Here is a 12828-nt window from a genome sequence, read left to right as displayed (position 1 = left end):
TGATCAGACAGGCTTATCAGAGATGCTCAAGCACTGGCCCCCGCTGAACGCCCTGCGCGGCTTCGAAGCCGCCGCCCGCCTCGGCAGCTTCCACAAGGCCGCCGAGGAGCTGCACCTCACCCAATCGGCCATCAGCCAGCAGATCCGCAGCCTCGAAGGCTTCCTCGAACAGCCGCTGTTCCACCGCAACGGCCGCAGCGTCGCCCTCACCGATGCCGGGCACGACCTGCTCGGCACCACCCAGGCGCTGCTGCAGCAACTGGCCGTGGGCATCCGCCGGCTGGAGCAGTACCGCAAGCCCAACCAGCTGGTGGTCAACACCAGCCCGGCCTTCGCCCGCCACTGGCTGGTGCCGCGCCTGGGCGGCTTCCGCCAGCAGCACCCGGAAGTGGACCTGTGGCTGTTCACCACCGACGAGCCGCCGGAGATGGCCACCCAGACCATCGACATCGCCGTGCGCGACGACATCACCGCCCAGGCCGAATGCAGCTTCCGCGTGCTCCACGCCGACCGCCTCTACCCCGCCTGCCACCCGGCGCTGCTGGCCACGCCGCCGGCGCAGCGCACAACCCTGCACGGCGAACGGGAAATGGACTGGAGCCACTGGGCGCTGGAGGCCGGTATCGACGTCGGCCAGCAGAGCAGCGGCCTCAACTTCTCCGACCCCGGCCTGCTGCTGGACGCCGCCTGCGACGGCCTCGGCATCGCCCTGGTCAGCCAGTTGCTGGCGCAGAAGGCCCGCGCCGAGAATCGCCTGCAACCGCTGGTGGAACAGACCATCCGCGGCCCCAAGTGGGCCTGGCTGATCCACCGCGACAGCGAGCTCAGCCCGCTGACGCGCAGCTTCAGCGCGTGGTTGCTGGAGCAGTTGGAGGCAAGCGAGAGTTCGGCCGTCTAACCCACCGCCAGTCGGACGGAAACATTTTCTTGCATCTGCAGTTGCGGGTTTTGCCCCTCTCGTCCGTCCTGAATGTAACGCCCCCTCGACTTCGAGATGTCGTTCCTTTGGTTTTCACCCGCCAGCTCACCGAGGCCGGCGGGTGCTTTTCCATTGGTCGGGCGTAACCGAACCCGTGACCGGCCGAGGCCGGTGGCCCTGATTCCGCTACCAAGATCGTTGCCCATGTCGAAGAAGTCCCGTTCGAAAATCTGGTTCCTGGTCCACAGCTGGCTGGCATTGCCCATCTGGTTCTTCGTGTTCCTGGTGTGCATCACCGGCACCCTGGCAGTGCTCAGCGAGGAGATCATCTGGCTCGCCAACCCCGACGTGCGCGCCACCGCGCCCTCGGATGACGCCGAGCTGATGAGCTTCGACCAGATACTCGCCGCCATCGAGAAGCAGGACCCCAGCGCCGATGTGGAGTGGCTGGCCAAGCCCGAGGAAAGCCACTTCGCCCTGACCGCATCGGTGACCTACCCCGACACGCGCTCCGCGACCCTGTACGTGAACCCCTACACCGGGCAGATCCAGGGCAGCAGCCCGCTGTTCGACTTCCGTCAGTTCACCCGTGCCCTGCACGGCTGGTGGCTGGTGCCCTTCACCAACGGCTACAGCTGGGGCTGGTACCTGGTGTCGCTGCTGGGCCTGCCGATGCTGGCCTCCCTGATCACCGGGCTGGTGGTGTACAAGCGCTTCTGGCGCGGCTTCCTGCGGCCGACCCTGCGCATCCGCCAGGGCGCGCGCATCTTCTGGGGCGACTTCCACCGCCTCTCGGGCATCTGGTCGATCTGGTTCATCGCGGTGATTTCCATCACCGGCATCTGGTTCCTGATCCGCGCCATCCTCGCCGACGCGCACATCTCCATCTCCAGCGAGGGCCTGCCGACCCTGATCCCGCGTGACCAGATCCCCCTGGTGCAACCCGGCCAGCCGGTGCCGCGCGTGACCATGGACCAGGCGGTCGCCACCGCCACCGAGACCATTCCCGGCTTCGACGTGAGCTTCGTGATGTTCGCCCCGGACGCCTACACACCGATGGAAGTGGGCGGCCGTGGCTGGTACCCGCTGATGTTCCAGACCGCCGAGCTCAACCCCTACACGGGCGAACTGGTGGGGTCGCGCCTGCTCGCCGACCGCACGCCCCTGGAGTTCGTCACCGAGTCCATGCGCCCGCTGCACACCGGTGACTTCGGCGGCATCTGGGTGAAGATGATCTGGTTCTTCTTCGGCCTGCTGCTGAGCATGATGGTGCTCAGCGGCCTGCTCATCTGGAGCAAGCGCACGGTGATCGCCACCGCCAAGGCACTCAAGCGCAAACCCCGCCCGACACCCGCCGCCACCGCCGTGGAGGCGACCGAATGAGCAACGCAGCCCTGATTCCCGAATCCCGCTTCAAACGCCTGTGGCTCAAGTGGCGCTTCCACCTCAGCGCGCTGCTGGTGCTGATCCCGCTGGGCTTCATGCCCGCCTACTTCCATGACGTCAGCCTCGACCGTGGCCTGCAGGGCCTGGGCGAGCGGGTGATCGGCGAATACCCGGTCGGCCCCTGGAGCGCACGCATCGCCGAATGGGAGCTGCACGAGCCGCAACGCGACGGCAAGGCCGGCTACATGAAGGAGATCACCCTGGCCTTCTGCGCCGAGTGTATCGGCCAGGTGAAGGCCGCCTACCTGCGCATCGGCAAGCCACGCAGCCTGCGCGCCGCCGGTTCGCTGCTGTCCGGCAGCCCCTACCGGCTGTTCGCCGAAGTACGCATTCCGCCGGGCACCACCGCCGACGACGCCCTGTGGCTGACCGTGGAAGGCTGGGACGGCAGCGTGCACCAGGCGTCCATCCCCCTGAAGGAAGTCTCGCCGTCGATGATCGAATGGCTGGCCCGCAATGGAGACACGCTGTGAAGCCCCTTTACCCCACCCTGCTGGCGAGCGCCCTGCTGCTCGCCACCCCCGCCGCCTTCGCCCACAACGCCTTCGTCGAGTGCGAAGCCATCGCCGAAGGGCAGATCCGCTGCACCGGCGGCCTCTCCAACGGCAGCGCCGCCCCGGACGTGACCCTGGACGTGATCGGCTACGACGAAAAGGTACTGGTTGCCGGCAAGCTCGGCGCGGATTCGCGCTTCACCTTCCCCCGCCCGGATGGCGAGTTCTACGTGCTGCTCGACCTCGGCGCCGGCCACACCGCCGAGTTGGACTACAAGCAGATCAAGGGGCTCTGAGGGCGCGCAATCGGCAATCGGTGGGCTGAAACGGAGCGCCGCCCGGCCCACCCTACACACAGGCCGACCCGGTGCGTGCCGGCGGCACCGCTGGTGGATGAAAAAAGCGTCATCCACCCTACCCACGGGCCAACTCCGTGCACGCCAGCCGTAGGGTGGACGACGCTTCACCCGTCCACCAAGCGAACTCACCGGCAACACCGCTGGTGGAGGTAAAAAGCGACCTCCACCCTACGCACAGCGTCACGCCATAGCCCGGGCTTCAGCCCGGGGCCTGAGCGGCTGCGATCAATATTCCCAGCGCAGCGAAGCGGTCAGGCTGCGCGGCTCACCGTAGAGGTCGCTGTAGACGCTGGTGCTGGCGTAGTACTCCTTGTCGAACAGGTTGTTGACGTTGAGGGTGCCGGTGAAGTGCTCGTCGAAGCGGTAGCGCGCCAGCAGGTCCACCAGGGCGTAGCTGCCCTGCTTGGCTTGCAAGGTGGTGCCGGGGATCACCTGGGTATTGCCGTAGCGGGTCGCGCTTTCCCAACGCACGCCGCCGCCGAGGGTGAGACGGTTCAGGTCCCCGGTCAGGTCGTAGGTGGTGAAGAGCTTGACGTTGTTCCGTGGGAAACCGACGTTCACATCGACGCCTTGCGGGTAGTAGGTGTTCACGTGGCTGTAGGCCGCCTGCACTTGCCAGCCCGGCATGAGTTCACCGGCGACTTCGAGCTCCAGGCCTTTGATCTTGATCTTCGCGGGCGCCACCATCTCGTTGTCGAAGGCGTCGTACAGCCCGGTGCCGACCGCGTAGTTGCTCAGCTTGGACTCGAACAGCGCAGCGGTGAGGTTGAGCCGGCCGTCGTAGTACTCGCCCTTCGCCCCCACTTCGTAGCTGTCGCCTTCGGTGGGGTCCATGAATTTCCCTTCGACGGTCCTGCTCGACTGCGGTTTGTAGATGCTGGTGTAGCTGGCGTAGACCGAGTGGTTGTCGTCCAGGTCGTAGACGATGCCGGCGTATGGCGTGAGCTCGCCGTTCTCGCGCTTCTTCAGGGAGATCGGGTCATAGCCGTAATAGGCGGATGTCTGGTCGACCTTGAAGTAGCTCAGGCGGCTGCCGAGGATCAGCGACAGGTCATCGGTGAGCTTGAAGCGGGCCGTGCTGTAGGCCGCGTACTGGCGCTGGCTGTACTCCAGGTCGCCGATGCGGTTGAACGGCGGCTTGGAGATGTCGCCGCGCCATTCGAAGACGTTGGGAATGGTCGGGTCCCAGCCGCTGCCGCTGCGATCCACCCACAGCGGGTAGGCACCGGTGTTGCTGCGGTAACGCATGGCGCTGGCGCCCACCACCAGCTCGTGCTCGCGGCCGAACAGGTTGAAGGGACCGGAGGCATAGGCATCCACCGAGTTCTGCTCGGGCTTGCTCGGCCACTTGGCGAAATACAGGCTGGTGCCCGCACCGGTCTGCTGATTGGGGTAGCCATTGCTGCTGAACCAGCCGTACTCGACGTCGTTGTCGTCACGCACGTTGGTGACGGCGACCTTGGCCATCCACTCGTTATCGAAGCGGTGCTCGTAGGTACCGAAGATCGAGGTGCGCTGGCGATCCGCGTAGCTCCAGTCGGCGGCCGAGTTGAAGGAGCGCTTGAAGTCGGTGCGCTGGCCATTGCTGTAGAAGGCCGGGAAGCCGAAATAGCCGCAGGCGTCGCAGTTGCGCACCTGGTAGTCGATGCCGAAGCTGACGGTATCGCGCTCGCTCAGGTCCGCCTCGATCACGCCATAGGCCACCTGGCGCTCGGTGCTGAGGCGGTCGGTGAAGGAGTTGGCGGTCTGGTAGGCGCCCACCAGGCGGCCGCGCAGGGTGCCTTGCTCGTTCATCGGGCCGGAGACATCCACCTCGGTGCGGTAGTTGTCCCAGGAGCCGGCGCTGCCCTGGACCGACGCGGCGAACTCGCGGGTCGGGCGCTTGCGCACCATGTTGATGGTGGCGGAAGGCTGGCCGATGCCACTGAGCAGGCCGGTGGCGCCGCGCACGATCTCGACCCGGTCATACACCGCCATGTCGTTGGACTGACTGCTCATGGAGGGTTCGAAGACCGTGGGGATGCCGTCGACCTGGAAGTTCTCGATCTTCATGCCACGGGAAAAGATGCCCACTTCCTCGTCCGAGGAGTTGCTCTTCTTCTTGTAGAGCACACCGGGAGCCTGGGTCAGCACGTCTTCCAGGCTGACCATTTCCTGATCGCGGATGCGCTGGCTGGTGATCACGCTGACCGATTGCGGCGTCTCGCGGATGGACAGCGGCAACTTGGTGGCGGTGCGGGTCGAACCCGTGGTGTAGGAACCGGTGCCCTCGGTGGTATCGCCCAGCAGCGAGCTGGTGATGGTCGTTGCACCCAGCTCCAGCCCCTCACCCTTTGCCATGGGCACCAGCGACAGCGTGCCGCCGCCCGTGACGATCAGTGCCAGCCCGCTGCCTGCCAACGCCTGCTGCATCGCCTGCTCGGCCGAGAACTGGCCGCGCACCGCCGGTGCCCGCTTGCCCTGGACCAGCGCCGGATCAGCGGAGAGGGTGCGGCCGCTCTCTCGGGAGATGCGTGCCAGGGTCTCGCCCAGCGGGCCGGCAGGGATGTCATAGCTGCGCACGGCAGCCTGGCTGGTGCTGGACTCGGCCAGGGCCACGAGCGGCTGGCCGGCGCTGGCGAGAGCGATTGCCAGGGCCAGCAGGCCAGGGCGCAGAAGGGGGGACGACATGAAGGGCTCCTTGTTCTGTGTGTCGGGTTTGCCCTATCCATGTCCAACGAGGCGCATAAACCCCTCATCGTTTTTGCGAATTTTTTGCATTTGCTCGATGGCCGCGCTTTCGAGCCCGTCTTTGGCGCCCTTTGGTGGGTGAAAAAAGCGTCATCCACCCTACCCACCGACCGAATCCACGCGCGCCAGCCGTAGGGTGAACGACGCTTCACCCGTCCACCATTTCGTGCTCGCAGGCAACACCGCTGGTGGATGAAAAGAGCGTCATCCACCCTACGCACGGAGCCACTCCATGGGCGATCAGGCGCGATCGACCAGGGTCAGCCAGGGGCCGTAGCGGCGCACGCGCACCGGCATGGTTTCGGCCAGGGATTGCAGGGCGGCGCCACTGTCGTCCAGGGGGAACACGCCAAACACCCGCACCTGCGCGGCTTCCGGGCTGATGCGCAGCAGGCCGCGATGGTAGGGGCGCAGGGCCTCGACCAGGTAGCCCAGGGGCTCGTCGTTGACCTCCACGCGCCCATCCACCCAGGCCGCGCGGGTCAGCAGGCTGGCAGGGGCCGGCTGGATGCCCGAGGCGCCGAACCAGGCCGCCTGGCCTTCGCCCAGCTCGCCGTGCTGCCCGCCATGGCAGTCGATGCGCACGCGGTGTTCCTGCACGCAGACCAGGCTGCGCGATTCCTCCTGGCGCACCAGGAAGCGCGTGCCCAGCGCGCGGACTTCGCCCTGGGCGGTGGCGATGATGAAGGGTCGGGTGGCGTCGGCCGCCACGCTGGCCAGCAGCTCGCCCTCGCGCAGGCGCACCAGGCGGCGCGCACCGTCGAAGCGGATATCCACCGAACTGCGGGCGTTGAGCACCAGCCGGCTGCCGTCCTCCAACTGCAGGGTGCGGCGCTCGCCGGTGGCGGTGTGCACATCGGCGGTGAGGCCCGCCAAGGGGGTCACACGGTTGACCAGCGCACCGCTGCCGGCGCCCAGCACCAGCAAGGCCAGGCCGCCGCGCAGCAGCTTGCGCCGCTGTGGCGAATCGGGGGCAGAGAGCGCCCGGCTGGCGGCACGCAGTTGCCCGGGGCTGCGCACTTCGGCGCCCTGCAGATCGGCCAGGGGTTGCTGCAGCAGGCCGCTGACCCGTTGCCAGGCCACCAGGTGGGCCGGGTCGTCAGCCAGCCAGCGCTTGAAGTCCTGGCGGTCGTGGTTGGTCACCCGGCCCGGGTCCAGGCGCAGCATCCAGTCGATGGCGGTGCGGGTGTGCAGGTCGAGTTCGGCGTGGCTCATGGCAGCTCCGGGTTCGCGCTCAGGCAGTGCTCGAAGGCACGGCGCAGGTCACGCTCGACGGTGGCCAGGGAAACCCCCAGGTGATCGGCGATGGCCTGCTGCGGCATGCCATCGAGGCGGTTGAGCAGGAAAGCGCGGCGCACCCGTTGCGGCAGGCCGTCGAGCAGCCGGTCGATGGCGTCGATGGCCTCGCTGACCAGGGCGATGTCCTCTTCGGAAGGCGCGAACTGCTCGGGCAGCTCGGTCAGCGCCTGCAGATAGGCCTGCTCCACCTTGCGGCGGCGCCAGAAGCTGCACAGCAGGCGCCGGGCCAGGGTATTGAGGAACGCCTTCGGCTCGTCCAGCTGCCCCAGCTGACGCGAGGTCAGGGCGCGCATGAAGGTGTCCTGGGTCAGGTCAGCGGCATCCTGCGGGCAGCGCAACTGGCGATAGAGCCAGGCGCGCAACCAGCGATGGTTCTCGTGATAGAGCGTCGCCAGGGCAGCATTGAGATCAGGAGAGGTGGCCACGGGGATGGACCCAGGAGTCAAATAAGAATAAGTCGCATTATTGTTGATTCCCGTTCCCGCTGGCAATGCCCGTGTTCACCCGCGCTAGCAGGTCGACCACGGTGCGGTTTGCCAGCACGGGCGACTGCGCATAATATGCGAATCCTTCTCATCTGCATCCAAACCGCCTGCCCTGCCGGAAGCCACCCGATGTCGACCCTCGACAAGTCCTACCAACGCCAGGTGCAGCACTACTACGTCGAGCACCACGGCTGGATACGCGCCTGGCTGCAACGCAAGCTGGGCAACGCCAGCGATGCCGCCGACCTCGCCCATGACGTGTTTCTGCGCCTGCTGAGCAGGCCGCGCCAGTTCGACAGCGACACCCACGCCCGCGCCTACCTCAGCGCCATGTCCCGCCATGTGTGCGTGGACTTCTGGCGGCGCCAGCAGGTGGAGCGCGCCTGGGCCGAGGTGCTGGCCGGCCAGCCCGAGGCGGTGGCGCCCTCCGAGGAACACCGCGCCATGGTGCTGGAGGCCTTGCAGCAGGTGCACGCGATGCTCGCCAGCCTGCCGCCCAAGGTCGCCGAGGCCTTCCTCCTGGCCCAGGTGCAGGGCCTTGGCTACCGCGCCATCGCCGAGCGGCTCGGGGTGTCCGAACGCACCGTCACCAGCTACATGGCCCAGGCCATGTTCAAGTGCCTGCTGCTGGAAGCCGAACTGGACGAGGCGCTGCGCCCATGACCCCGCTCAAGCCCGACCACGCCATCCTCCAGCAGGCCGCGCACTGGTATGCCGAGCTCAGCGCCGAAGCCGCCGACGACAGCACCCGCGCCGCCTGGCTGCACTGGCACGGGCAAAGCGAGCTGCACCGCCAGGCCTGGCTCTACGTCGAACGCATCAGCCAGCGTTTCGCCCCGTTGCAAGGCGATGGCGAGGTAGCCCTGCAAACGCTCAAGGGCGCCCGCCGCGCCCAGCACTCCCGGCGCCAGGTGCTGCGCACCCTGGCCGTGCTCTCCGGCGGCACCCTGCTTGGCTGGGCCGGCTGGCGCAACACGCCGCTGCCGGGCCTGGTGGCGGGCTGGCGCGCCGACTACCGCAGCGCCACGGGCGAGGTGCGCGAACTCACCCTGGGCGATGGCAGCCACGTCTGGCTGAACAGCGCCAGCGCCCTGGACGTCGACCTGCAAGCCGACCTGCGCCTGCTGCACCTGGTGGCCGGCGAGGTGCTGATCGACACCCACCACGACAGCCGCCCCTTCGTCATCACCACCGCCGAAGGCCGCCTGCGCGCGCTGGGCACCCGCTTCAGCGTGCAGCAACAGGACGGCCGCACCCTGCTCAACGTCTTCGAAGGCGCGGTGGAAGTGCGCAACACCGCCGGCCAGGTGCGCATCGCCCAGGCCGGCGAACAACTGGGCTTCGATGCTCAGGCCATCGGCGCCTTGCAGCCCGCCAGCCAGGGCCGGCAGAGCTGGAGCCAGGGCATGCTGCTGGCCAGCGACATGCCGCTCTCGGCCTTCGTCGAAGAACTGGCCGCCCACCGCCACAGCCACCTCGGCGTGGCGCCGCAGGTCGCCAACCTGCGGGTGACCGGCACCTTCCCCCTGCATGACGGCGACCAGGCGCTGGCGATGCTGGAAGACGTCCTGCCCATCCGCGTGCACCGTACCCTGCCCTGGTGGCACACCGTGGAAGCGCGCTGATCCCGGTGTTCGAAAAAATTTCGCATTCGCGTTTCCGGTTTTTCCTTCTCATCCGAATTAGTGGGTGACAACGGCTTTCTGCCCCTCGAACGACAAGGAAAAAACATGTCACCGCGCCCCTCACGCTTCCCCCTGCGCCCCCTCGCGCTGGCCATCCCGCTCGCCCTCGGCGCTGTCGCCGCCCTCCACGGCTCGCTGGTATCCGCCGCCGAGCAGGCGCAGGAGCAACAGTTCGACATCCCCGCCGGCCCCCTGGCCGACCAGCTCAACCAGTTCGCCGTGCAGGCCGGCATCTACCTGGCCGCCGACGGCGCCCTCACCGCCGGCAAGCAGAGCCCGGCCCTGCAGGGGCGCTACAGCGTGGAACAGGCGCTGGGCATCCTTCTCGGCGACAGCGGCCTGCAAGCCCTGCGCACCGGCACCGGCCGCTACCAGTTGCAGCCACGCAGCGAAGGCAGCGGCCTGCAACTGGACGCCACGCGCATCCAGGGCAACAGCTACCAGGAAAACGCCTGGGGCCCGGTGCAGGGCTACGTGGCCACCCGCAGCGGCACCGGCACCAAGACCGATACGCCACTGCTGGAAATCCCCCAGACCATCAACGTGATCACCGCCGACGAGATCAAGGCGCGCGGCGCGCAGAGCATCACCGAGGCGCTGCGCTACACCGCCGGCATGACCGGGGGCGGCTTCTCCGACCGGGTGAAGATCTTCGACGAGCCCACCTCGCGCGGTTACTCGCCGACCCCGCTCTACCTCGACGGCCTGCACCTGCCCTATGGCGGCGGCAGCACCGGCGGCGCCCTGCAGATCGAGCCCTACTCGCTGGAACGCATCGAAGTGATGAAGGGCCCCTCCTCCGTGCTCTACGGCCAGAACCAGCCCGGCGGCATGGTCAACATGGTCAGCAAGCGCCCCACCGCCGAGCCGCTGCACCAGATCCAGCTCGGCACCGGCAGCTACGACCGCAAGAGCGGCGCCTTCGACCTCGGCGGCCCGCTGGACGACCAGGGCCAGTTCCTCTATCGCCTCACCGGCCTGGCCAGCGACAGCAACGCGGAAATCGACTACGTCGAGCAGCAGCGCCTGTTCATCGCCCCGAGCCTCACCTGGCTGGCCAGCGACGACACCAGCCTCACCCTCTACGCCCAATGGCAGAAGGACGATGGCGTGCCCGAGGCCCAGGGCCTGCCCAGCGAAGGCACGGTGTTCGCCAACCCCAACGGCCATATCTCCCGTGACCGCTTTCTCGGCGAGCCCGGCGTCAACGACTACAACCGCAAGCAGAACGCCCTGGGCTACGAGCTGAGCCACCGCCTCGACGACGTCTGGACGTTCAGGCAGAACGCCCGCTACGCCTATGTCGACGACCACTACACCGCACCGCTGCACGGCTACCGCTTCGTCGCCAACCCGGTCACCGGTGCCAACGACAAGCGCTACCAGACCCGCTACGGCGTCGACTGGGCGCAGAAGAACAGCGTGTTCGGCGTGGATAACATCGCCCAGGCGCAGTTCGACACCGGCGCCGCCCGCCACACCCTGCTCATCGGCCTGGACTACTACCACTTCAACTCGAAGTTCGACGGCCAGTACGACTACAACCCGCCGATCATCGACCTGTTCAACCCGGTCTACGGCCAGGCGCTGCGCTTCGGCAACCGCTACAAGTGGGACAACACCGTCACCCAGACCGGCCTCTACCTGCAGGACCAGATCAAGCTCGACCAGTGGATCCTCACCCTCGGCGGGCGCTACGACTGGGCCGAAACCGACAACCGAGCGCCGCTCCAGGGCACCCACAGCAACGTCAAGGACGAAGCCTTCACCGGCCGCGCCGGCCTCACCTACGTCTTCGACAACGGCCTGGCGCCCTACATCAGCTACTCCGAATCCTTCCTCCCGCAGACCGGCACCAACGCCGCCAGCCAGCCCTTCGAGCCCTCCACCGGCAAGCAGTACGAAACCGGCCTGAAGTACCAGCCCAGCGGCCAGGAAAGCTTCATCCAGCTCTCGGTCTACGAACTGGAGCAGGAAAACATCCTCACCACCGACCTCGCCAACCCCGGCTTCAACGCCCAGACCGGCGCCATCCGCTCCCAGGGCGTGGAGCTGGAAGGCAAGGCCGCGCTGACCGAAAACCTCAACCTGCTGGCCTCGGTCTCGCGCAACGACATCGAATACAGCAAGGACAACGACGGCCGCAAAGGCCGCCACCCGGCCAGCAGCCCGCCGCTCACCGCCTCGCTCTGGGCCGACTACCGCTACATCGGCGACGGCCCGCTCTCCGGCCTCGGCGCCGGGCTCGGTGCCCGCTACGTGCGCGGCAGCTACGGCGATGACTACGAAGGCTCGTTCCAGATCCCGTCCTACACCGTCTACGACGCGGCCGTGACCTATGACTTCGAGCACTCGGTACTGCGCCTCAAGGGCGTGAAGCTGGCGGTGAACGTCGAGAACCTCACCGACAAGACCTACGTCGCCAGCTGCCGCAGCATCTGGGACTGCTACTACGGCCAGGGCCGCACCCTGGTGTCCAACCTCAGCTACGACTGGTAAGCCCCCCACAACGTGACCGGCTCCACAGCCGGCCACCTGACAAGCGCATGGCGGCGTGATTTCATAGGCGCCCGCCCTTTCCGGGCGGCGCCCATCGACTCTCCAAGGGACTGGAAACCGCCATGCCACTGCTCGCCCTGCTCGTCATCGCCTGCCAGGTCACCTGCGGCCTTCACGTCGTCCGCAGCGGGCAGGAACGCTACTGGCTGTACCTGATCATCGCGCTGCCGGGCCTCGGCTGCCTGATCTACTTCCTCGGTATCATGCTCCCCGACCTGCTCGGCAGCCGCACCGGCCGGCGCACCGTCAACCGCCTGCACGACACCCTCGACCCCGAGCGCCACCTACGCGCCCTGCGTGACGAGCTGGACCTGCGCGACACCCGCGAAACCCGTGTGCAACTGGCCGAAGAACTGCTGCGTCTGGGCCGGGCCGACGAAGCCGCCAGCCACTACCAGGCCGCCCTGCGCGGCATCCACGCACAAGCGCCGGACATCCTCCTCGGCCTCGCCCAGGCGCAGTTCGCCAAGGGTGATGTACAAGGCTGCCGCGACACCCTCGACCGGCTGATCCAGCACAACCCCAACTACCGCTCCGCCGACGGCCACCTGCTCTACGCCCGCGCCCTGGAAAGCCTCGGCGATACCAGCAAAGCGGAAGAGGAATACCGCGCCCTCTCGGGCTACTACACCGGCCCCGAAGCCAACTACCGCTACGCCCTGATGCTCCGCCAGCTGGGCCGCCAGCGCGAAGCCCGCGAGCTGCTGGAGCAGATCCAGCACTACGCCCGCCGCTCCCCCAAGCACTACCGCAACCTGCACGGCGAGTGGATCAGCCTCAGCCGCGACGCCCTGCGCGAGATGCAGCCCTGAGGCCATAGCCAACGGGCACAACCGGGCCTCTGGGCATGCA

Annotated in this window: 11 protein-coding genes; 8 read left to right on the top strand and 3 right to left on the bottom strand. The window is 67.5% G+C overall.

What is annotated here, in order from left to right:
• The first annotated feature begins 22 nt into the window (after positions 1 to 22).
• From PSm6_RS17010 to PSm6_RS16995, 4 genes are all read left to right on the top strand, one after another.
• Positions 23 to 898: a LysR substrate-binding domain-containing protein gene (locus tag PSm6_RS17010; protein WP_021220697.1), complete on the top strand. Its 876-nt coding sequence runs from the start codon at positions 23 to 25 to the stop codon at positions 896 to 898.
• A 225-nt stretch (positions 899 to 1123) separates the two neighbouring features.
• Positions 1124 to 2302 carry a PepSY-associated TM helix domain-containing protein gene (locus tag PSm6_RS17005; RefSeq protein WP_265167828.1) on the top strand — a complete coding sequence of 393 codons (1179 nt, stop codon included), beginning with the start codon at positions 1124 to 1126 and terminating at the stop codon, positions 2300 to 2302.
• Positions 2299 to 2838, top strand: coding sequence for a PA2404 family protein (locus tag PSm6_RS17000; protein WP_265167827.1), 540 nt, complete (start codon positions 2299 to 2301; stop codon positions 2836 to 2838). The genes PSm6_RS17005 and PSm6_RS17000 overlap by 4 nt, the downstream gene beginning before the upstream one ends.
• Entirely contained in the window at positions 2835 to 3155 is a 321-nt protein-coding gene (locus PSm6_RS16995) for a hypothetical protein (protein WP_021220694.1), read from the top strand. The genes PSm6_RS17000 and PSm6_RS16995 overlap by 4 nt, the downstream gene beginning before the upstream one ends.
• Before the next feature lie 288 nt (positions 3156 to 3443).
• Here the strand turns inward: PSm6_RS16995 and PSm6_RS16990 are convergent, their stop codons facing one another.
• The 3 genes from PSm6_RS16990 to PSm6_RS16980 all read right to left on the bottom strand — a co-directional run bounded on the left by PSm6_RS16990 (position 3444) and on the right by PSm6_RS16980 (position 7672).
• A complete protein-coding gene (locus PSm6_RS16990; RefSeq protein WP_265167826.1) occupies positions 3444 to 5888 on the bottom strand; it encodes a TonB-dependent siderophore receptor in 2445 nt (814 codons plus the stop codon).
• A gap of 300 nt (positions 5889 to 6188) precedes the next feature.
• A complete protein-coding gene (locus tag PSm6_RS16985; protein ID WP_265167825.1) occupies positions 6189 to 7163 on the bottom strand; it encodes a FecR family protein in 975 nt (324 codons plus the stop codon).
• Positions 7160 to 7672 (bottom strand): sigma-70 family RNA polymerase sigma factor, encoded by a 513-nt coding sequence (locus PSm6_RS16980; RefSeq protein WP_265167824.1) that lies wholly within the window; start codon positions 7670 to 7672, stop codon positions 7160 to 7162. The genes PSm6_RS16985 and PSm6_RS16980 overlap by 4 nt, the downstream gene beginning before the upstream one ends.
• 189 nt (positions 7673 to 7861) lie before the next feature.
• Between PSm6_RS16980 and PSm6_RS16975 the strand changes: the two genes are divergently transcribed.
• The 4 genes from PSm6_RS16975 to PSm6_RS16960 all read left to right on the top strand — a co-directional run bounded on the left by PSm6_RS16975 (position 7862) and on the right by PSm6_RS16960 (position 12788).
• Positions 7862 to 8395, top strand: a complete 534-nt coding sequence (locus PSm6_RS16975; RefSeq protein ID WP_265167823.1) for a sigma-70 family RNA polymerase sigma factor — start codon at positions 7862 to 7864, stop codon at positions 8393 to 8395.
• Positions 8392 to 9357 (top strand): FecR domain-containing protein, encoded by a 966-nt coding sequence (locus tag PSm6_RS16970; RefSeq protein ID WP_021218014.1) that lies wholly within the window; start codon positions 8392 to 8394, stop codon positions 9355 to 9357. Before PSm6_RS16975 ends, PSm6_RS16970 begins: the two co-directional genes overlap by 4 nt.
• Before the next feature lie 105 nt (positions 9358 to 9462).
• Positions 9463 to 11916: a TonB-dependent siderophore receptor gene (locus tag PSm6_RS16965; protein WP_043242576.1), complete on the top strand. Its 2454-nt coding sequence runs from the start codon at positions 9463 to 9465 to the stop codon at positions 11914 to 11916.
• 122 nt (positions 11917 to 12038) lie between these two features.
• A complete protein-coding gene (locus PSm6_RS16960) occupies positions 12039 to 12788 on the top strand; it encodes a tetratricopeptide repeat protein (protein WP_021218016.1) in 750 nt (249 codons plus the stop codon).
• Positions 12789 to 12828: the final 40 nt, after the last annotated feature.

It is taken from the genome of Pseudomonas solani (genome assembly GCF_026072635.1).
Taxonomy (GTDB): Bacteria; Pseudomonadota; Gammaproteobacteria; order Pseudomonadales; family Pseudomonadaceae; genus Metapseudomonas; species Metapseudomonas solani.
This window is presented reverse-complemented; position numbering and strand designations above follow the sequence as displayed.

Excerpts from the sequence above, each read along its gene's own strand:
- PSm6_RS16965 (WP_043242576.1), top strand. The coding sequence starts at position 9,463 with ATGTCACCGCGCCCCTCACGCTTCCCCCTGCGCCCCCTCGCGCTGGCC.
- PSm6_RS16975 (WP_265167823.1), top strand. The coding sequence starts at position 7,862 with ATGTCGACCCTCGACAAGTCCTACCAACGCCAGGTGCAGCACTACTAC.
- PSm6_RS17010 (WP_021220697.1), top strand. The coding sequence starts at position 23 with ATGCTCAAGCACTGGCCCCCGCTGAACGCCCTGCGCGGCTTCGAAGCC.
- PSm6_RS17005 (WP_265167828.1), top strand. The coding sequence starts at position 1,124 with ATGTCGAAGAAGTCCCGTTCGAAAATCTGGTTCCTGGTCCACAGCTGG.
- PSm6_RS16960 (WP_021218016.1), top strand. The coding sequence starts at position 12,039 with ATGCCACTGCTCGCCCTGCTCGTCATCGCCTGCCAGGTCACCTGCGGC.
- PSm6_RS17000 (WP_265167827.1), top strand. The coding sequence starts at position 2,299 with ATGAGCAACGCAGCCCTGATTCCCGAATCCCGCTTCAAACGCCTGTGG.
- PSm6_RS16990 (WP_265167826.1), bottom strand. The coding sequence starts at position 5,888 with ATGTCGTCCCCCCTTCTGCGCCCTGGCCTGCTGGCCCTGGCAATCGCT.
- PSm6_RS16970 (WP_021218014.1), top strand. The coding sequence starts at position 8,392 with ATGACCCCGCTCAAGCCCGACCACGCCATCCTCCAGCAGGCCGCGCAC.
- PSm6_RS16985 (WP_265167825.1), bottom strand. The coding sequence starts at position 7,163 with ATGAGCCACGCCGAACTCGACCTGCACACCCGCACCGCCATCGACTGG.